Raw genomic sequence first — 20,934 nt, forward strand, 5'->3', positions numbered from 1 at the left:
TAAAAATTAGAAATTGAGAATAAATTCGGTAATGTTTACATCTGACGGAAGCTGCAGTTTTTTGCGAATACGGTATCGCGTGTCTTCAACACCTCGAACAGAAATTCCTAAAAGCGGTGCAATTTCTTTTGTATTGAAGTTCATTCGCAGATACGCACACAATCGCATATCGCGTGGAGTCAATTCTGGATAACTCGATTTTAATCGCTGCATAAAATTATCATGCAATTGATTGAAAATTTCTTCAAATTCGTTCCAATGCTTGTCACCCTGCAATTCGTGATCGATTAATTTATTGATTTTCGTCAGAAGACTAAAGTTTACATTCGGATCGTTTTTCTTATCAATCTGACCGATTAATTCTTTTATTGAAAGCAAAATTTCATTCAAATGAATAAGATTGACGGTATTTGAAGCCACTTTTGCATTTTTAAGATTGATTGTGGTTTGAAGATTTTCTCGAACAATCGCCATATTTTCTTTTTCTAAAGCCAATTTCTGTTCGTTTAATTCCGCTCGATTTCGAAGCAATTCTTTCTCCTGATTCAGAATTAACTGCTCGCGATCACGTTCTGCAACTCCTTTTTGATATTTAATAATCGTATAAATTAAAACTCCAAAAAGCAACAAATACAAAATATAAGCCCAAGTCGTGCGATACCAAGGCGCTAAAACCTCAAATCGAAAAACCGCTTCTTCACTCACCACATCGTACATGTTTTTTGCTCTTACGTGAAAAACATATTCGTTTTCAGGTAAGTTCGTGTATTCTTTCTCTGTCTGAAGACTATAATCGGACCAAGTCGGTTCAAAACCTTCCAGCCAATATTCGTATTTTGTAGCATCGGCATCATCAAAACAAAGCGATGCAAAAGAAAAATGAAGCGCATTATTAGAATGTGGCAAAACAGCCGAAAACTCATCATTTACCGATCCTGTTTTATTCGAAAGAACGTCATATCTACTAGAAAACAACAAACTGTCTTTAGGAAAAATACATTTTACTTCTGAAATAACTGCTTTATATTTCGTTTGATATTTCTTGTTTTTAATCGCGCTGTAATGAATTAATCCTTCTTGTGTTCCGAAGAAAACATCTCCACTTTGTGTGGTTTGAATATTCTCGAAACCAGGAACATATAAATAACGAAGTTTTCGAAAAGGAAGTTCTTCAACCTTAAAACTTCCGTTTTTCTGTTTGTTCATTTTTCCAGTATTTTCGCCAGAAACGTACCAAATATTATCGTGATTGTCTGGTTTTAACAATCTAATATGATTTTCCAATCCGAGATATTTCTTGAAAACAGGATCTGGAATCATTTTTTTTGAAGAAACATCTTGTCTGTAAACGCCTTTTGTTGTTCCAAATAAAATCTGATTATCCACTTTAAATGTATTCAAAAACAAACTCGACGGAAAACCATTTTTATCATTATAAAACTGAATATCAATGACAGAATCAAACGTTGCATTGAATTTAAGTTTGTAAATTCCTTTGTATCCGTGAGCAATCCAAATATTTCCTTGATTATCGGTTTCCATGATTCTGCTGCTTTCTTCAAAACCTTTTATTCGATGCTGAAAAACCCAGGAATCGTTTATTTTTTTCAATAAATACAATCCCGTATAACCGCCAACAAGCAATAAATCAGGGTGATTCGGAATTAGAATCCCCTGCCAAGCGCCGTCTATTTTAGCCAACGCTTTCGCGGAATTTCCATTGATTTCGAATATTCCGTTTTTTTCAAAAGCCAATAACGAATCGCCGAAAACGCCCACATTCCAAACATTTTCAGACATTCCAGAAACGTGCTGAAAAGTTACATTTTCTCTTTTTCCACTTTTATACGCTTCCCAATCCAGCCAAAACACGCCGTTGTCGGTGCCGATATACAATTTATTTTGATAAATCTGACTGCAATAAATTTTGGTTTCAGAATTAGTGCCATCAATAATTTTGGATAATGGAGACGAAATCTGAATCAGAGAAATTCCGCCTTTAAGCGTTACCCACAAATTGCCTTCTTTATCGATCTTAAAATTGGTCACATATTCATTCTGAAGTCCCATTTGTTTATCAATATGCTGAATCAAATGTCCCGCACTATCTATAACTATCAACCCCGATTGACGTGTTCCAATTCCGAAATAACCATCAGAAAGTTCAATTCCAGCCGAAATCTGATTTTGTTTCAGCAAATGATCTACTTCTGTTACAAAAGGCTTTATTTGATTTTCACTAAAAGTAAAAAGACCATTCTTTTGAGTTAAAAGTAAAAGTCCATTTTGGGTTTGAAAAATCTTTCTCACCTGTAATCCAACAAACTTCTGACCATTTTCTACTGGGATTAATTTATCATCTTTCAGCTTTAATAATCCTTTTTCATTGTCGGAAACATAGATATCTTTTCCAACTTCGAATAAATCATCAAAAGTAGTTTTGGCATCTATTACCTTGATTGAATTATTTTTATAAATAAAAATCCTTTCGTAAGAGAAAAAAATCACTTCGTTATTTCGAATGACGGTATGCAAAACATCTCCAAAATTTCGAGCCGATTTAGGAAGCAATTTCACCAAAGAAGTATATTTATATTGCCCATTCGGAAATTGAATCACAAATCCAAAATCGCCTTGAGCACCAATGTACATTTTATCGTTTTTGTCGATTGTCATTGAACGAACCATGCTTCTATTTTCTGGCTGTGTCACAATTGCCCAGCGAACGCCGTCAAACTGCATGATTCCAAAATGATTGGCAAAAAACATCATGCCTTTTGAGTCTTGCAAAACATCCCAATTTTCAGATGCTGCTTTATAAGCTTTCGGATTATAATTGGCTATAAAAGGAACTCCAATCTTTTTGATTTGGGAATTGATAATTGGAGAAAATAAAAGCGATAGAAGTAAAATTCTAATTTTAAATTTCATCATTCAATTTGTGTCTGTAGGTTAGTTTTTGTGATCTTGGGAAATCACAAGCTTAAAAAATAACTCTTTGGGAAAAGCTATTTTCTAAGAAAATCCAAACGTTTTCCTAATAAACCATTACAAATTCATCATAAAAAGCTCACTAAAAAAACGAATGTACAAACTCAAATATAAGAAAATTAATTTTAATGCAACAAGTTACATTCAAACAAGAGAATATGATAATGTGAAATTTTTAAATTCCAATGATAAACTTTGTCAAAGTTGACTGAGAATTAAAAACGGAAAGCCTTCGACTTCGCTCAGGCAGACAATTTAAAAACTTATTCTTCTGTCAGGCTGAGCGGAGTCGAAGCCCACCACAACAAACCTGAAACCTGAAACCTCAAAAAACCTGAAACCAAAACTTAAAACCCAAGTTTTTCACTTAACTCTTCATAAGAACTAAAAAGCTCTGCTCCTTCTTCTTCCAGATCTTCATTATTGAAACCATTTGCAAAACCGTACACTTTAAATCCGCCACTAATCCCGGATTTTACTCCCGCTTTACTGTCTTCTAAAACAATACAATCTTTTACTTCAAAACCCATTTCTTTAGCAGCGTGCAAAAATATTCCTGGTTCTGGTTTCCAACTTCCAATTTGGTAGGAACTAAATATTTTATTTTCGAATTTATCCAATAATCCCGCAACTTCAAGATTCAAACGAATTTTCTCCACAGGCCCGCTTGACGCCACGCAATACGGAATTGTCAATTTTTCGATAAAATCAACAACACCTTTCATTGGTTTTACTTGAGTTTTAAAAGCTTCAAAACTCTTTTCGCGATATTCATTTTCAAAATTGTCCGGCAATTTTTGATCGATTGCTTCTTCAATATGAAGGAAACAATCTTTTAAATTTCGTCCGTTAAAATGACGATAAGCGTCTTCGAGTTCCATTTCGAATCCGTGTTCTTGCGCCATTGCAAGCAAAATTCCGTTACCGATTTTTTCTGTGTCGACTAAAACTCCGTCACAATCGAAAATTATACATTTAACCATTTTTACTGATTTTCATTTAATTACGTTTTGTCCAAAAAACAAAGCAATGTAAATTACGGAAAAATAATCTATTCTAATTCAAACTTTACTTTCTCATTTTCAGCATTCTGTACAGAATTATACCTATTCTGTATTTTCAATTCCGTTTTGATTTGTACTTTTATATTCCTATCAAACCTATTTTTTAAAATATTAAAACCAAAGAATTTTGAAAAAACATCTTTTTATCATAATCATTCTGACAGCTAATTTCACGGCTTTTTCTCAGAATAAAATCATTACGGTTACCAATAATTTAAAAGTGGATCGCGAGTTTGAAACGATCGAATTAACCAAAAAATCTCTTGGATTAGCGGCTAATGCTAAACTAGAAGATTTTGCAATAAAAAATGGAAATATATTTTTAGAAACACAAACTGTAGATAACGATGGCGACGGAAATGCAGATTTGCTTTTATTCCAACCTAAAATTAAAGCTTCATCCAAACAGGATTTTGAAGTTTTAGTCGGAACCAATCCAACAGCTTCAAAAATTGCGAATTGTTATTCTCGTTTTGTTCCAGAGCGTACAGACGATTATGCTTGGGAAAACAATAAAGTCGCTTTTAGAACTTACGGCCCAGTCGCGCAAAAAATGGTTGAAGACAATGTCGCAGGCGGAACATTAACTAGTGGAATTGATGCATGGCTAAAAAGAGTCGATTATCCGATCATTAATAAATGGTACGAAAAAGCCACAAACGGAACTGGAACTTATCATAAAGATACAGGCGAAGGTTTAGATAATTTTCACGTGGGCGACAGTCGCGGCGTGGGCGGAATTGCAGTAAACGTTGACGGAAAATATTATTTTTCGAAGAATTTCATCAGCTGGAAAACCATTACAACTGGCCCAATTAGAACGAGTTTTATTTTAACTTATGCCGATTGGGATGCAAAAGGAAATAAAATAACCGAATCGAAATTAATCAGTTTGGATTATGGAAGTCAGCTTTCTCGTTTTGAAATTAATATTTCTGGCGCAAAAACTATTTCTGCAGGTTTAACGCTTCATGATAAAAAAGGAACAATTGGGACTAATTTAAAAGAAGGCTGGCTAAGTTATTGGGAGCCAATCGACGATTCAGAAATTGGAACAGGTTTGGTTGTTCCAAAAGGCAATTTAATCAGTTTTGATCATCATGTTACAGATGAAAAAGATTTGAGCAATTTATACGGAAACATTTCGGTTAAGAACAACAAAGCTGTTTATTACGTTGGTTTTGGATGGAAAAAAGGAAGTCCGTTTCAAACTAAACAAGACTGGGAAAAATATTTGAGTGCTTTTTCGGAGAAGATTAATAATCCTTTGATTGTGAAGGTTAAGAAATAGCTTTTTTTGCCGCTAAGGCACTAAGACACGAAGATTTTTTTGTTTCACGCAGATTTTAAAAGATTTAAGCAGATTTAATTCAGATTTTTATTTAAAACAAATCTGCTTAAATCTTTTAAAATCTGCGTGAAATAAATCATTTAATCTGTGGCTTAAAAAAACTTTGTGCCTTAGCGCCTTTGTGGCAAAAATATCGCCTTATAAAAAAACTATCGCTTAACAGGAAAATAATTCTCCTTCAGAATAATCTCCAACGGAATATAATGCGTTCGTTCCGTTTCTTCTTGAAGAACCAGTTTTTTATACAAATAATTAATTCCCATATACCCCTGATCTTCTGGCCTTTGGTTGATTAAGAAATCAATTACACCTTTATTTAAGTATTCTATGTTTTCTTTCAATAAATCAAAACCAATAATTCGAACGCCTTTTATATTGTTTTTTTCTAAAAACTCAGCGACAATATAAGCTCTTGAATTCGGTACGAAAACACTGTTTACACCAGAAAACATTTCCAAATTCAGCTGATCGATTCCCGAATCTTTTAAGGAAAACTCGGAAAATTTGAAATTGGTCAATTCATTATGATCTTCAAAATATGAGTAAAAACCTTTTATACGTTGTTGATACACAGACGTACTTTCGATCTCTCTTGTAATTTTAAAAATTAAAACTTGACGCTCATTTTTTACCGCAAAACTAATTAATCTTCCAGCCAAATAGCCGCTTTGAAAAGCATCTTGCCCGACGTAAGCATGTTCGTTTTCTTCCGAAATATTCGAATCGATCATCACAATCGGAGTGTTCTTCTTTTCATATTCCTTTAAAAACTGAACAGAATCTTCATAGAAAATTGGCGCAAATAAAAGTCCGTCGCAATCAAATTCCAATACTTTTTGTGCAGATTCTTTAAACGATGCCAGATTATAATCGTAGAAAAAATAATCTAAAACAATTCCGAATTTGCTGAATTCCAAAGCTGCTTTTTCAATTCCTTCAACCTGACTTTTCCAATATTCCAAAGTTTCCGATTTTGGGAGAAAAACAGCAAAGTGAAACTTTTTATTCAAAGCCAGATTACTTGCCAAAATGTTTCGGGTATACCCAAACTCTTCAATTATCGCATTGACCTTATCAACGGTCTCTTGCGCCACTTGTCCGCGTTTGTGTATAATCCTGTCGACAGTTCCGGCAGAAACATTGGCTAATTCGGCAATTTTTTTTATAGTTATGATATTGATTCTTTTTAAGTTAAAAAAATAAAAGCAGTTGGGTAAAATTAATTTATTTTATCAAAAATAAGTTGTTTTACATCACATTTTCCATACATTTGTAAAATACCGTGTACGCACACGCAAATATACACATAACATCAAGAAACAAAAATAAAACGAACTAAAATGATACTAGATTCATTACATAACGCTCCGAAATACTATGGTTTACATCCAAATTTCAAGAAAGCTTTTGATTATGTAAACCAAAATGACATTGCCAATCTTGAAGAAGGCGCTTACGAAATTGGTGAAGGATTAAAATTAATTGTAATTGTAGGGCAAGGAAACACAAAAGAAGAAGCTGTAAAAGGATTCGAATGTCATGATAAAAACATCGATATTCAGATTTCGATTAAAGGGCCTGAGACTTTTGCGTGGAAACCGAGAGAAAAATGTGTGAATCCAAATGGCGATTACAGTGATGAAAGAGACGTTCGATTTTTCCATGATGCACCAGATACGTTTTTTGAAATGCAAGAAAAACAATTTGCAATCTTATTTCCAGAAGATGTTCATACTGCAATGATTGGCGAAGGAACACTGAAAAAAATTGTCATCAAAGTAAAAAAATAAGTTATGAGCAGCATTCAGAATTCTATTGATGTTATTGTAAAACAAGGAATGCTTCCGTTGTATTTCAATGCCGATGAAAGCAAAAGTATTGCTATTTTAAAAACATTATATAATGTTGGAATTAGAGCAGTTGAGTATACAAGCCGTGGCCCAGAAGCACTTTCTAATTTCAAAAAAATGATTGAAGTACAAAATGCTGAAATGCCGGGAATGCTTTTAGGTATTGGAACCATAAAAAATTTAGCGCAAGCAGAAACCTATTATTTAGCTGGAGCCGACTTTTTTATCAGTCCTGGTTTTGTTCCCGAAGTAGCTTCATTTTTAATTTCTAAAGAAGTGCTGTACGCTCCGGGTTGTATGACTCCGACTGAAATTATTGCAGCTGAAAATGCTGGAGTAAAATTCATTAAACTTTTCCCTGGAAATATCTTAGGGCCAGATTTTATGAGTGGCATAAGAGATGTTTTTCCAAACTTAATTTTCATGCCAACTGGCGGTGTCGATACAACACGCCAAAGCATAGAAACTTGGTTTAATGCAGGTGTTTCTGCTGTTGGAATGGGAAGCAAATTAATTAGTAAAGAAGTAATGGAATATGGCGCTTACGATACAATCGAAAAAGAAACCAAAAGGGTTTTGGATTTGATTGAAGCGATTAGAGGTTAAAAATTTAAAATTAAAAAAATAATGGATTCAATATTCAATCTAAAAGGTAAGATTGCACTGATTACAGGAGGTGCTGGAGTTTTAGGAAGCAATTTTGCAAATGTATTGGCGAAACAGGGCGTTATTGTCGGAATCGTTTCTCAGTCACTTGAGAAAGCAGAAAGCACTGTAAAAGCTATTGAAGCAAACGGCGGAAAAGGTTTTGCTGTTCAGGCAAATGTTTTGGTTAAAGAAGAGTTAGAAAAAATTAAAGATTCTATCGTTGAAAAATACGGTCGTCTTGATATTTTAATTAATGCTGCAGGCGGAAATATGCCAGGCGCAACGATTCAGCCAGATCAGGCAATTTATGATATGAAAAGCGATGATTTGCAAAAAGTGATTGACTTGAATATTATCGGAACGATGCTTCCAACTCAGGTTTTTTCTGAACTTTTTGCGAAGCAGAAATCAGGAAATATCATCAACATTTCTTCCGCATCGGCACAAAGACCTTTAACGAGAGTGGTTGGTTATTCAGCTTCAAAAGCGGCAATTGATAATTTTACACAATGGATGGCGGTTGAATTGGCTCAAAAATACGGAGAAGGAATTCGTGTAAATGCCATTTCTCCAGGATTTTTCATTGGAGAACAAAACCGTGCTTTGTTACTGACTCCAGAAGGAAAACTAACGCCAAGAGGAGAAAAAATCATCGATCATACGCCAATGGGAAGATTTGGTTCGCCAGAAGATATTGACGGTGCGCTTTTATTCTTATGCAGCGATATGTCAAAATTCGTAACGGGAATAACATTAAAAGTAGATGGTGGTTTCGCTGCTACAAGTATTTAAAACATTAAAATAATTACACAAAAATGGAACAAACATTAAGATGGTTCGGACCAAATGATCCTGTTTCTTTACAAGATATTAAACAAACTGGCGCAACCGGAATTGTAACGGCTTTACACCATATTCCAAATGGACAAGTTTGGAGCATTGATGAAATCATTAAGAGAAAAGTTGAAATCGAACACGAAGACGGAGATCCTAAAAAAGGTGCTTCTGGTTTGACTTGGTCGGTTGTAGAAAGTATTCCGGTTCACGAAGACATTAAAAAACAGACTGGGAATTATTTAGAATACATTGAAAACTATAAAGAAAGCATTAGAAATTTAGCTTTATGCGGCATTAAATGTGTTTGCTATAATTTCATGCCTGTTTTAGATTGGTCACGAACTGATTTATCATACACAGTTGAAGATGGTTCAAAAGCTTTACGTTTTGATATCAATGCTTTCGCTGCTTTTGAATTGCATATTTTAAAAAGACCAGGTGCAGAAAACGAGTATTCGGAAGAGCAAAAACAAAAAGCAAAAAGCTATTTTGAAGCCATGTCTGCCGAAGATAAAGTAAAATTACAGCAAAACATTTTGGCTGGACTTCCGGGTGCTGAAGAAGCTTATTCTGTTGAAGATTTCTTGGTAACATTGAGCGCTTACAATCATATTGACAGACAAGCTTTAAAGAATAATCTTTTTCATTTTTTGAAAGAAATTATTCCAGTTGCTGAAAGTAAAGGTGTTTTGATGGCGATTCATCCTGATGATCCTCCTTATCCGATTTTAGGTTTGCCTAGAGTAGTAAGTACAGAAGAGGATTTGATCGAATTAATGAACGCTGCTCCTTCTCCATCAAACGGATTTACCATGTGTACAGGTTCTTACGGTGTTCGCGCCGATAATGATTTACCAGGAATTGTAAGACGTCATGGCGATAAAATGAATTTTATTCACTTAAGAAGTACGCAACGCGACGAAGAAGGAAGTTTCTACGAAGCAAACCATCTTGAAGGAGATGTTGATATGTATGAAGTTGTAAAAGCAATTTTGGAAGTGGAAAAAAGAAACAACAGCCAATTACCAATGCGTCCGGATCATGGACACCAAATGTTGGATGATTTGAAGAAAAAAACAAATCCGGGTTATTCTGCTATTGGCCGTTTAAGAGGTCTTGCAGAACTGCGCGGACTTGAGCTTGGAATCAAACGATCCGTTTAAAAATTAACCGCAAAGGCGCAAAGAACGCAAGGAAATTTAAACTTTGCGTGCTTTGCGCCTTTGCGGTAAAAAAAACTAACTAACCACAAAAACCACAAACCATGATTCGCCAAACCATTCTTATATCCTGCGGTCTTTTCATGAATACCTTAATGGCGCAAGAATTACCTAAAATTATTACTTCAAAAACCGATTATCTTCCAGATTTTAGTTACGCAGGTTATCATTTCGGCGAAAGTCAAATTCCTCAAGCTAATGGAAAAGTCATCAATGCGGTTGATTTTGGAGTAAAAGCCAATGATAATCTAGACGATTCAAAAGCACTTTTAAAAGCTTTTAAAGCAGCAAATACCGTTGAAGGAAATATAATTCTGCAATTGCCTGCTGGACGAATTATTTTAAGCGATATTTTGTATATCGAAAGAAGTAATTTTGTGCTTCGAGGCGCTGGCTCTGCCGAAAACGGAACCGAAATTTATTGTCCAAGACCAATGATGTATCTTAAAGATTCTGAAGTTTTGGCTGAACTTCGAGAATATTTAACCACTTTCGACAAAAGACAACGCGAACCCGAAAACAACATCGATCTTCCTTTTTCGCAATATGCATGGTCTGGCGGTTTTATTTGGACACAAGTTCCTGGCGAACGAGTAAAATCGTATCTCGATAAATACGAACCAGAATCGAATCCGTTGGCGAGAGTGAGTTCGGGGAAAATGGGTGAACATGTTATCACGGTTTCTGATCTAAAAGGCTTGAAAGTTGGCGATGTTGTCGAATTGCAATTGTTTAATAAAGATGGCGAAAACGGCGAAATCATCAAAGATTTATATCAAGGAGCTAAAGTAAAACCAGGTTCGCATCATTGGAAATTTCCAAAACTTCCGATTGTGAGACAGCAGGTTGAAATCACTAAAATTTCTGGTTCTAAAATCACTTTAAAAACACCTTTGACTATTTCGATAAAACCGAGTTATCAGGCGCAATTGGTAGAATGGAAACATTTAAATGAAGTCGGAATTGAACATCTTCGTTTTACTTTTCCTGATATTCCAAGAGTGGCGCATCACGTTGAACCCGGAAATAACGGGATTTTCTTAACACGTCTTTTCAATAGCTGGGTTAAAGATGTAAAAATCACTAATGCTGATAGCGGAATTTTAGCCGAAGAAGTTGCTAACGTTACCATTCAAGATATTACGACTGACGGTCCGCACTTAGCACATTATACCGTAACTTTAGGTGGCGTTCATAATATTTTGGTTAAGAATCTGAAAATCTATAACTCGGCAGTTCATCCGTTAAGTTTCAACACTTTTGCGACTAAAAACGTGTATCAAAACTGCGAAATTTTTACAGATCCTGTTTTAGACCAACATTCGGGAGCGAATCACCAAAACTTATTTGATAATATTACGGTTCACTTAAAAGCAGATAAAAACAATAGTTACGCCTTATTTGGCGGCGGCGGTGCGGATTACTGGAAACCTTCTCACGGACCTTTCAGTACATTTTGGAATTTGAATGTTCAAGTTGAAAATCCAGATACATCAAAACCCGTTTTATTGTATGGAATGAAAGACGGCGCTTTAGCCAGAATTATTGGTGTTCATGGAAATACGAAATTTGAAATCAAATACGATATTGATCCTTATGTTGAATTTTTGAATATGCCAATTGAAAAGATTCCGTCTCTGTATGATTATCAGCTGAAAAAGCGATTGAAATAATCTCGCAATCCCGATAGTTATCGGGAGCTAAGACACAACGTTTTTTCTCATTTTTGTCATTTCGACAAAGGAGAAATCTCCGCAAGAAGCTCGACAAAGATTGGCTTATTGTAGCGGAGTTACTTGCGGAGATTTCTCCTTCGTCGAAATGACAAACAGTACTTAATTAGTCAAATGAACATATAAAACTTTGCGTCTTAGCGCCTTTGCGAGACTAAAATAATAAGCAAAACTCTGCAACTTTGAACCTAAAAAAACACACTATGAAATACACGAGCGTCTTTCTAGTTTTACTTTTTATTTCTGGGAACTTATTCTCCCAAAATAAATACCGTCTTAAAAATTTCTCTACTACCGACGGGCTTTCGCAGAGTTCTGTTATTGCGATTCATCAGGATAAATTTGGACAAATGTGGTTTGGAACCCGCGATGGTTTAAATAAATATGATGGAAGCCGATTTACGATTTTCAGAAATGATACTTCTGATAAATATTCCATCAGTAACAATGATATTTTAGCGATTGAAGAAGACAATTCTGGAAAAATCTGGGTTGGAACTTACAATGGACTCAACTGCTATGATCCCGTTTCAAATCGTTTTACAAGATATCTTCATACCAAAGCCAATCACACAATTAGTAATAATGCTGTTTGGAGCATGAAAGAAATTGGTGGAGAAATGTGGTTTGGAACTTCAAAAGGATTAGCGATTTACAATAAAAAATCGGGATTGTTTACTTCGGTTTTCCATTCAGATGATGATGCTTCTACCCTTCCTAGCAATAACATTCTGAGCATTTTAAAAACTAAAAAAGGCGAAATCTGGATTGGAACTACGAAAGGTTTATGTCAATTAACAAGTCGAAAAAATGGCAAATTAACTTTCAAAAATTATCCTTTAAATACAACCGATTTATTAAACGTACAATCGGTTATTGAAGATAAAGACGGTAATTTATGGGTCGGAACAAAGAATAAAGGACTTTTAAAATTCGATCAGAAAGAAAAAGCTTTTGTTTCGTTTTTACCAGCTGAAAAATATCGAGAAATTAATACCGACATTCGTTCTTTACTAATTGACAATCAAGGTTCTTTATGGATTGGAGCGTACGACGGAATTTACATTTTAGGTCAAGATAAAAGTCTGCAGAAAATCAATAACACGAATAACAGCAACGGAATCGATAAGGTAAAATCGGTTTTTATGGATAAAAAAGGTTCGATTTGGATTGGCTGTTATTACAAAGGCGTGAATCTTTGGGATGTTTCAAATGTAAATTTCTCTAATTACAATCAGAATTCGAAAAAGATTCCGATGAGCTTTGATGTCGTGAGTTCTATTATTTCAGATAAAAATGAGAACATTTATTTTGGAACTGAAGGCGGCGGAATTACGATTTACAATAAAAATACCGATGCCGTAAGTTACATTAACAGCAAAACTGGGCAATCGAATAAAAATGACATTAAAGCGATGTGTCTCGCAGACGATCATATTTTATGGATTGGAACTTTTTCTAAAGGATTATCGGCTTACAACACTATTTCTAAACGAATTGAAGACAACAGAATTGTACCAGATTTAATCGAATTATTGAAGGAAAGTGGTGTTTATTCGCTTAAAGCGGAAAATAAAATCTTATGGATTGGAACTTTTGGTAAAGGTTTAATTCGTTATAATACTTCAGACAAAACTTTTCAAATTATTGGAAATGATATTTCTAAACCTGCTTTTCTAACCAATAATATGGTTCGCAGTATTTTGATTGACAAGCAGAATTCGATTTGGTTGGGAACACAAAATGGTTTGAATCGTATTTCTCTTCGAAATTTTAATCCGAAGAACTATCAAATACAACATTTCTTTTACGATCATTCGGCTTTGTCGGGCGATGATATTTTGACTTTATTTGAAGATTCTCAAAATAAAATCTGGGTTGGTACAAAAGCGAAAGGACTTTATGTTTTTGATGGAAAAAAATTCTCTAAAATCAATCTTAGAATTGGAAATACGGTTATTACTTCTATCCATTCGATTTTAGAAGACGATGATAAGAACTTATGGATCAGTACCAATCAAGGAATTATAAAATACAATACGATTAAAAAATCAATTGTAATTTACGATCAGAAAGATGGTTTGGCGAGTAATGAATTCAATGATAATTCGGCTTTAAAATTAGGATCCAATGAGTTTTATTTCGGAAGTCCGTCTGGCGCAACCTTTTTCGATGCCACAAAAATCTCTTTAAATAATTATGCTCCACAAGTTTTAATTACCGATCTGAAAATTAAAAACGAAACGGTAAACGCGCATGACAAAGATGGAATTTTAGACCAAAGTATCGGTTTTACACCAAACATTACTTTGGATTATGATAAAGCAAATTTCTCGATCAGTTTTGCTATTCCGAATTACATTCGATCTAAAAATAACCAATACAGTTACCGTTTGGTTGGTTTGGAAAATAACTGGACAACGACAAAAAACAGCGAAGCTAATTTTGCTATTCAAAATGCAGGAACGTATACTTTTGAAGTTCGTGGAGCCAATAATGATGGCGTTTGGAATCAGACTCCGACAACTTTAACCGTTGTTGTAAATCCAGCTCCATGGCGCAGTATTTGGGCATTTATGTTGTACGGAATTATAATTGGTTTAGGTTTATATGGTTTGATTTGGATTATGAAATCGAAAGCCAGATTAAAACAAAAACTTGAACTAGAATATCTAGAAACACAGCGAATTGAAGAAAACAATAAACTGAAATTAGATTTCTTTACAAATATTTCGCACGAATTCAGAACGCCTTTAACTTTGATTTTAGGTCCTTTACAGCAAATTTTGGCCGATTATAACGGAACCAACGAAATGTATAAAAAGCTTTTGGTTATTGAAGGAAGCGCGAATCATTTGTTGAGCTTGATTAATCGTTTAATGGATTTTAGAAAACTGGAAAATCATCAAGTTTCATTAGAATCTGCAAACGGGAACATTATCAAATTCACCAAAGAAATCTTTTTATCGTTTATCGAATATGCCAAAGACGGCGGTTATGATTATTCGTTTGAAACTGAAAACGAAGAAATTCTTGTTTATTTTGATCGATATAAATTGGAGCGTGTTTTCTATAATTTAATTTCTAATGCTTTTAGATACACTCCAAAAGGCGGTTCTATTAAAGTCAAAATCAATCACGATCAACAAAATCTGTTTATTGCCGTTGAAGATTCTGGAGTTGGAATTTCTGAAGAACATATTGATAAGATTTTTGATTTGTTTTTTGAAATTCCGATGCACAATCAGGTTCAGAAAAACTACAATAAAGGCACTGGAATCGGACTTTCGATTGTAAAAAATATTGTCGAATTGCATAAAGGAAAAATCGATGTTACCAACAAAACTACTGGTGGCGTTATTTTTAAAGTGACTTTACCGCTTGGATGCGAACATCTTCTGGACAGTGAAATTATTTCAGACTTTAAAATCAGTGATGATATTGAACAATACTCTGCACAATTGGAAACTTCGGAAATTGTTGAAAATGATGACATCGAAGATTTAATTGTAAACGAAGAAAAACAAACGATTCTACTTGTTGAAGATCATAAAGTCTTGAGAAAGTTCATGAAAAACCTTCTTAAAAAAGACTACAACATTATTGAAGCCGAAAATGGTAAAATAGCTTTGGAAAAAGCTTTAAAATTTGTTCCGAATTTGATTATCAGTGATGTTATCATGCCAGAAATGGTTGGAACTGAGCTTTGTTCGAAAATCAAAGAAAATATCAAAACGAGTCATATTCCAGTTATTTTGCTGACTTCGAGATCTTCATTGGTTTACAAATTTGAAGGATTAGAAAGCGGTGCCGACGATTATATCAGTAAACCATTCAATTTAATGGAATTCAGACTTCGCGTAAAAAACCTTTTGAACACGACTGAACGTTTGAGAATCAAGTTTTCAAGCGAAGACAGTTTTATTCCGTCTGAAATCACGGTTTCTTCTTTGGATGAAGAATTGTTGAAAAAAGCATTTAAAATTGTGGAAGAAAACATTTCAAACGAACAATTTGATATTCCGTTTTTCTGTTCCGAATTAGGTGTCAGCCGTACGATGTTATTTTTAAAAATCAAAGCTTGGACGAATTGCACGCCAAATGAATTTATTCATGAAATCAGATTAAAACGTGCGGCTCAATTATTAGAACAAAATAAATTAACCGTTTCTGAAATCAGTTATAAAGTCGGTTTCAATAATCCGAAATACTTTAGCAAATGCTTTCAGAAAAAGTACGGCGAAACTCCATCACAATACGCCGACAAATTTTATAAATCTTCGACGGTTTTTTAAACAATCCGCATTTTTAAAGGCTTTAAAAAGGGTATCTGTATTTTTAGATACCCTTTTTTGTATTTCTATTTCTTTCTCGCCCTATACATTTGTGATATGAAAATCAAAAAAACAAAATTCTTATTGCTGCAAATTTTCTTTGTCATCATCATAATCGGAATGAGTTTATTGCTTTTCTACTTTATCTAACTTATTAACCCTAAAACCAAAAAATGAATGTTTACAAACCACAAAAACAAATCGTTTAAATGGTGTTTACTGGTATCTTTTTTACTGGTAAATATCGTGATGCACGCACAGGAACGAAAAGTGACGGGAAAAATTACTTCTAGCGAAGATTTGCTCGGACTTCCTGGTGCTAATGTCTATATCAAAAACTCCTCTGTTGGCGCTTCTGCCGATATTGACGGAAATTATACTGTAATCGTAGGAGAAAAAAATGCTGTTTTAGTTTTCAATTTCGTCGGATTCCAATCTGTTGAAATTCCTGTTGGAACCAAAACCGTTATCAATGTCAGTTTAAAACCTGATACAAAAGCACTTGACGAAGTTATCGTAGTGGGTTACGGTACGCGTAAAAAGAGTGATATTACAGGATCTGTCTCTTCTGTGACAGCAAAAGAACTGACTGCTTTTCCATTATTAAATGCAGAACAAGCTTTACAAGGTCGTGCTGCGGGTGTTTCGGTAATGACCAATAATGGTGGCGAACCTGGAGCTCCAACAAAAATCAGGGTTCGTGGAGGAACTTCTATTAATGCCAGCGGTGATGCTCTAGTTGTTGTAGATGGTTTTGCGGGCGTTTCTATGCCAGCGCCTCAAGACATTGCTTCTATAGAGGTTTTAAAAGATGCTTCTGCAACTGCAATTTACGGTTCTCGCGGATCAAATGGAGTTATCATGGTAACGACTAAAAAAGGAAAACCAGGAAAACCAGTAATTGAATTCAGTAATTCAACTTCGGTACAATCGGTAAACAATAAGCTTCACTTATTAAATGCTGACCAATTTGCGGCTTACAGACAAAGTTTCACTACGCACACGCAAGGTCCAGCAAATTCTGATTGGCAAGATATTATTTATCGCGACGGAATGATTTCAAACACGCAATTGTCTTTTTCTGGCGGATCTGAAAATGTAAGGTATTATGTTTCTGGAACTTATTTTAACCAAAATGGTGTCGTAATTAATTCTGGAATTGATAAATATACTATTGTAGGAAATCTTGAAGCCGACTTATCTCCAAAATTTAAAGTAGGTTTAAACACTTTTACAAGCAAACAAAACAAAGAAGGAATCATCAGCCAAACGGGAGCTGGAGGAACGGGAGCTGCGGGTGTAATTGCTTCAGCCTATCGTTTTATGCCTGATAAAGGAATTTACAATGCAGACGGAACTTACACTACAACTGCTCCAATTGGAGACGATATTGACAATCCGTACGCAACAGCGATGGAAAATATTTTGGAAACAGTTTCTATCGTAAACCGAAACAATTTCTTCGCTCAATACCAAATCACAAAAGATCTTGATTTTAAAACTACTTTAGGTTTAACCGATAATAATTCGCAAACAGGAAGATTTATTCCGTCAACTTTAATTGCAGGAAAAAATGTAAAAGGAGAAGCTTCTGTAAACAACACAAGATTTTCTTCTTTCTTGACAGAGAATTATTTGACTTTCAAACGTGAAATTATCGACAAAGGAATATTGACGGTTTTGGGTGGATATTCATATCAAAAAAACAAAAATGAAAATTCGTATGCCGCTTCAAGAGGATTTTTGACGAATACCAATTCATACCGAAATTTAGGAGCTGGAACTGTTTTCTTAAAACCTGATTCTGGTTTATCTGAAACCGAATTGATTTCTGCTTTCGGAAGGTTGAATTTCGATTATGCTGACAAATATTTACTAACATTTACAGCGAGACGAGATGGTTCTTCAAGCTTTAGCAAAAACTACAAATACGGAACTTTCCCTTCTGGAGCAATTGGATGGAATATTAGTAAAGAAAACTTTTTGAAAGACAATAAAACGGTTTCAAACTTAAAATTAAGAGCGAGTTATGGAGCAACAGGTAACCCTTCAATTGGTGCCTACTCTACTCTTTCTAGATTTTCTGAAATTTATTATGTAAGCGGAGACGTGATTACAAATGCAGTTCAGCTGACTTCATTGGATAATCCGAATTTAAAATGGGAAACTTCATACCAGCAAGATTATGGAATTGATTTAGGTTTATTTGATAACCGAATCAGTATTACGGCAGATTATTATAAAACAATCACTAAAGATTTATTGTTTAACAGACCGCTTCCAGGAATCTCAGGAATTGCTTCTCAGCTTCAAAACGTAGGTGAATTAGAAAATAAAGGATGGGAATTAGGAATTAATACCAGAAACTTTATTGGTGCTGATTTTACTTGGTCAACTAATTTTAATATTTCTTCGAACAAAAATAAAGTACTGAAATTAGCAGACAACAAAGATCTTTTAATCAACTCTGCTCCAGGACATTTCTTGGCAACTGAATCTCAGATTCTAAGAGTTGGACAGCCTGTTGGTTCTTTCTTCGGATTTATTTATGATGGTGTAATTCAGCAAGGAGAAGCAGTTCTGCCAGGAAACTTTGAAACTACTCCGGGAGGTGAAAAATTCAGAGATTACAATGGTGATGGAAAACTAGATTCTCAGGATAAAACGATTATCGGAAATCCAAATCCAGATTTCATCTTCGGATTCAATAATGATTTCACGTATAAAAATATAGACTTGAATATCTTCTTCCAAGGTTCGCAAGGAGGTCAAATTTTGAATTATACTTTAATGGAATTGGCTTCTGGAAACAACAATGCAACAACTGAAGTTTTAGATTCTTGGACACCAACAAATACAGATACAAACGTTCCAATCAATGCTGCGAGAACCAAAAGAATCACGTCAAGATTTGTTTATGATGGAAGTTACATTCGTTTGAAAAACATTTCTATAGGATACAGTTTAGATGAAAAAATTGTTTCGAAAATGGGATTAAGCAAAGTTCGTTTTTACATCAGTGCACAAAACCTTTGGACGATTACAGATTATCCGGGTACAGATCCAGAAACCAACTACTTAAACGACACCAATTCTAGAAGTAACACCAATTTAGGATTGGATTATGGAGGATATCCAAACGTAAGAACGTTTACTGCAGGATTCAATTTAAAATTTTAATCTAATACAACTATGAAAAAATATATAGCTCTTCTTTGCTTTGGAACACTCGCTTTTTTCAGCTGTTCTGATCTAGAAGAAAAACCAATAGGAATTATTCGTCCAGAAAACTTTTTCAACAATACAGACGATTTACAGGCTGCTGTAAATGGAGCTTTCGCTAATATTGGCCACAATAATTATTGGGGAAGAGAATTTACAATTGCCCTTATGCTTCGCGATGATATGTCTGATATTGGCGACAGAACCACTCAGGCCGCTCGTATCGACGTGAACGATATGTCTATGAACGACACCAATGCACTTGTAGCTAACTTTTGGCCGCAATCTTATGTGATTATCACAGCCGCAAATCAAGCGATTGAAGGCGCTAAAAAAACACCTGGAGATCCAGCAAAAGTTAACGCTATTGTGGCTCAGGCTTATTTTGCTAGAGCTTTTGCTTACTATCATTTGGTTCGTCTTTTTGGTGATATTCCGTATGTTGATTTTGTTGTGAATGATGTGAATCAGGTAAACTCTCTTGGTAAAACTAAAGAAGCAGACGTTTATCCAAAAATCATTGCCGATTTAGAATTTGCAAAACAATGGTTAGACGATAAACCAAAAGTAAAAGCAGTTCCTGGAAAAGGTACGGCAGCAGGATATTTAGCTTCTGTTTATTTGACTTTAGGGAATTTTCAAAAAGCGTATGATGAAGCGAAATTTGTAATTACTAATGAAGCAAAATTTGGTTTAGGTTTAGATGCTGATTTTCAAGATTTATTCAATGCTACGAAAACGGCTTCATTAAAAGAACCTCTTTTTACAATCGACTTTAACAACTTAACGTCAGGAAATTACGGTCAGGATTATACAGCGTTCTTTACAGGATCTTTAAAAGACGACAGTTATAGCTACGGGCAAGGTTTCTCGGTTGCTGTTCCTTCTTTGAAAGTATTCAATACTTGGGATCAGAGAGATTATAGAAGAGCGGTAAGTTTTGATACCATTATCAGAAAGAAAACAGGTCCAGGTGGAGCTTTACAGGTTTATCCTTCAAGCGATAACGAAAAAGCGCCTCGTCCGCATATTGCAAAATATTTCCGTTTTCCGGGAAAAGCTGGTGCTAACGGAAGAACTTCTCAGCACAATTATATCACAATGCGTTTTGCTGAAGTTTTATTGACTGCTGCCGAAGCTTTAAACGAAATCAATCCGGGAACTACAGAAGCTGATGGCTACGTAAACCGTGTTCGTGCAAGAGCAAGAAATAAAGCAGGAAAATTGGTTTCTTTTCCAGCAAACGTAACGCCTGGACTTTCTCAAACTGACTTCAGAAAAATGGTTATTGACGAAAGAAGATTAGAATTGGCTTTTGAATACATCAGATGGTACGATATCAAAAGGCTTAAAATCGGACCAGAAGTATTTGGACCAAACGGTTTAGAACCACATGCTAATTTTGATCCGAACAGAGATTATTTATGGCCATTACCAGGAACAGAATTGGCTATTAATCCAAATCTAAAACCGAATAATCCTGGTTATTAATAATATGGAACGCGGATTGAAACGGATTTTTTAATCACATCGCGTATAATTAGGTTTCACGCAGATTTAAAAAGATTTTGGCAGATAGCGCAAATTTAAAAAAATCAATTTTTAATCAGCTTAAATCCTTTTAAATCTGCGTGAAATAAAAAACAAAAAAATCCGTGCAAATCCGCGCTTTTACGATAGCTAA

At 34.7% G+C, this 20,934-nt stretch carries 12 protein-coding genes; 9 read left to right on the forward strand and 3 right to left on the reverse strand.

Features of this window, described 5'->3' with window-relative positions; all coding sequences use genetic code 11:
* Window positions 1–6 precede the first annotated feature (6 nt).
* Window positions 7–2,934, reverse strand: coding sequence for a triple tyrosine motif-containing protein (locus tag ACE01P_RS22505; protein ID WP_379701300.1), 2,928 nt, complete (start codon window positions 2,932–2,934; stop codon window positions 7–9).
* A 404-nt stretch (window positions 2,935–3,338) separates the two neighbouring features.
* Window positions 3,339–3,974 (reverse strand): HAD family hydrolase, encoded by a 636-nt coding sequence (locus tag ACE01P_RS22510; protein WP_379701302.1) that lies wholly within the window; start codon window positions 3,972–3,974, stop codon window positions 3,339–3,341.
* 208 nt (window positions 3,975–4,182) lie between these two features.
* On the opposite strand from ACE01P_RS22510, the gene ACE01P_RS22515 reads away from it, so the two are divergent.
* Complete coding sequence (locus ACE01P_RS22515) at window positions 4,183–5,346, forward strand: DUF4861 family protein (protein ID WP_379701303.1); 1,164 nt, start codon at window positions 4,183–4,185, stop codon at window positions 5,344–5,346.
* A 209-nt stretch (window positions 5,347–5,555) separates the two neighbouring features.
* Here ACE01P_RS22515 and ACE01P_RS22520 read toward each other — a convergent pair whose 3' ends face one another.
* Window positions 5,556–6,626, reverse strand: coding sequence for a substrate-binding domain-containing protein (locus ACE01P_RS22520; protein ID WP_379701327.1), 1,071 nt, complete (start codon window positions 6,624–6,626; stop codon window positions 5,556–5,558).
* A 120-nt stretch (window positions 6,627–6,746) separates the two neighbouring features.
* On the opposite strand from ACE01P_RS22520, the gene ACE01P_RS22525 reads away from it, so the two are divergent.
* The 8 genes from ACE01P_RS22525 to ACE01P_RS22560 all read left to right on the forward strand — a co-directional run bounded on the left by ACE01P_RS22525 (window position 6,747) and on the right by ACE01P_RS22560 (window position 20,741).
* On the forward strand, window positions 6,747–7,196 hold the full coding sequence (locus ACE01P_RS22525) for a YhcH/YjgK/YiaL family protein (RefSeq protein WP_379701305.1): 450 nt from the start codon (window positions 6,747–6,749) through the stop codon (window positions 7,194–7,196).
* 3 nt (window positions 7,197–7,199) lie between these two features.
* Window positions 7,200–7,862: a bifunctional 4-hydroxy-2-oxoglutarate aldolase/2-dehydro-3-deoxy-phosphogluconate aldolase gene (locus ACE01P_RS22530; RefSeq protein WP_379701306.1), complete on the forward strand. Its 663-nt coding sequence runs from the start codon at window positions 7,200–7,202 to the stop codon at window positions 7,860–7,862.
* Between the two features lie 21 nt (window positions 7,863–7,883).
* On the forward strand, window positions 7,884–8,696 hold the full coding sequence (locus tag ACE01P_RS22535) for an SDR family oxidoreductase (RefSeq protein ID WP_379701307.1): 813 nt from the start codon (window positions 7,884–7,886) through the stop codon (window positions 8,694–8,696).
* A 23-nt stretch (window positions 8,697–8,719) separates the two neighbouring features.
* Window positions 8,720–9,904, forward strand: a complete 1,185-nt coding sequence (uxuA, locus tag ACE01P_RS22540) for a mannonate dehydratase (protein ID WP_379701309.1) — start codon at window positions 8,720–8,722, stop codon at window positions 9,902–9,904.
* Window positions 9,905–10,005: 101 nt separating this feature from the next.
* Window positions 10,006–11,634, forward strand: coding sequence for a hypothetical protein (locus tag ACE01P_RS22545; protein WP_379701310.1), 1,629 nt, complete (start codon window positions 10,006–10,008; stop codon window positions 11,632–11,634).
* Between the two features lie 263 nt (window positions 11,635–11,897).
* Window positions 11,898–15,989, forward strand: a complete 4,092-nt coding sequence (locus ACE01P_RS22550) for a two-component regulator propeller domain-containing protein (protein ID WP_379701312.1) — start codon at window positions 11,898–11,900, stop codon at window positions 15,987–15,989.
* A 216-nt stretch (window positions 15,990–16,205) separates the two neighbouring features.
* Window positions 16,206–19,208 (forward strand): SusC/RagA family TonB-linked outer membrane protein, encoded by a 3,003-nt coding sequence (locus ACE01P_RS22555; protein ID WP_379701313.1) that lies wholly within the window; start codon window positions 16,206–16,208, stop codon window positions 19,206–19,208.
* Between the two features lie 12 nt (window positions 19,209–19,220).
* Window positions 19,221–20,741 (forward strand): RagB/SusD family nutrient uptake outer membrane protein, encoded by a 1,521-nt coding sequence (locus tag ACE01P_RS22560; RefSeq protein ID WP_379701314.1) that lies wholly within the window; start codon window positions 19,221–19,223, stop codon window positions 20,739–20,741.
* The last annotated feature ends 193 nt before the right edge of the window (window positions 20,742–20,934 follow it).

Source organism: Flavobacterium sp. HJSW_4 (genome assembly GCF_042436695.1).
Taxonomy (GTDB): domain Bacteria; phylum Bacteroidota; class Bacteroidia; order Flavobacteriales; family Flavobacteriaceae; genus Flavobacterium.

Excerpts from the sequence above, each read along its gene's own strand:
- ACE01P_RS22505 (WP_379701300.1), bottom strand. The coding sequence starts at position 2,934 with ATGATGAAATTTAAAATTAGAATTTTACTTCTATCGCTTTTATTTTCT.
- ACE01P_RS22535 (WP_379701307.1), top strand. The coding sequence starts at position 7,884 with ATGGATTCAATATTCAATCTAAAAGGTAAGATTGCACTGATTACAGGA.
- ACE01P_RS22550 (WP_379701312.1), top strand. The coding sequence starts at position 11,898 with ATGAAATACACGAGCGTCTTTCTAGTTTTACTTTTTATTTCTGGGAAC.
- ACE01P_RS22530 (WP_379701306.1), top strand. The coding sequence starts at position 7,200 with ATGAGCAGCATTCAGAATTCTATTGATGTTATTGTAAAACAAGGAATG.
- ACE01P_RS22555 (WP_379701313.1), top strand. The coding sequence starts at position 16,206 with ATGTTTACAAACCACAAAAACAAATCGTTTAAATGGTGTTTACTGGTA.
- ACE01P_RS22560 (WP_379701314.1), top strand. The coding sequence starts at position 19,221 with ATGAAAAAATATATAGCTCTTCTTTGCTTTGGAACACTCGCTTTTTTC.
- uxuA (WP_379701309.1), top strand. The coding sequence starts at position 8,720 with ATGGAACAAACATTAAGATGGTTCGGACCAAATGATCCTGTTTCTTTA.
- ACE01P_RS22510 (WP_379701302.1), bottom strand. The coding sequence starts at position 3,974 with ATGGTTAAATGTATAATTTTCGATTGTGACGGAGTTTTAGTCGACACA.
- ACE01P_RS22545 (WP_379701310.1), top strand. The coding sequence starts at position 10,006 with ATGATTCGCCAAACCATTCTTATATCCTGCGGTCTTTTCATGAATACC.
- ACE01P_RS22525 (WP_379701305.1), top strand. The coding sequence starts at position 6,747 with ATGATACTAGATTCATTACATAACGCTCCGAAATACTATGGTTTACAT.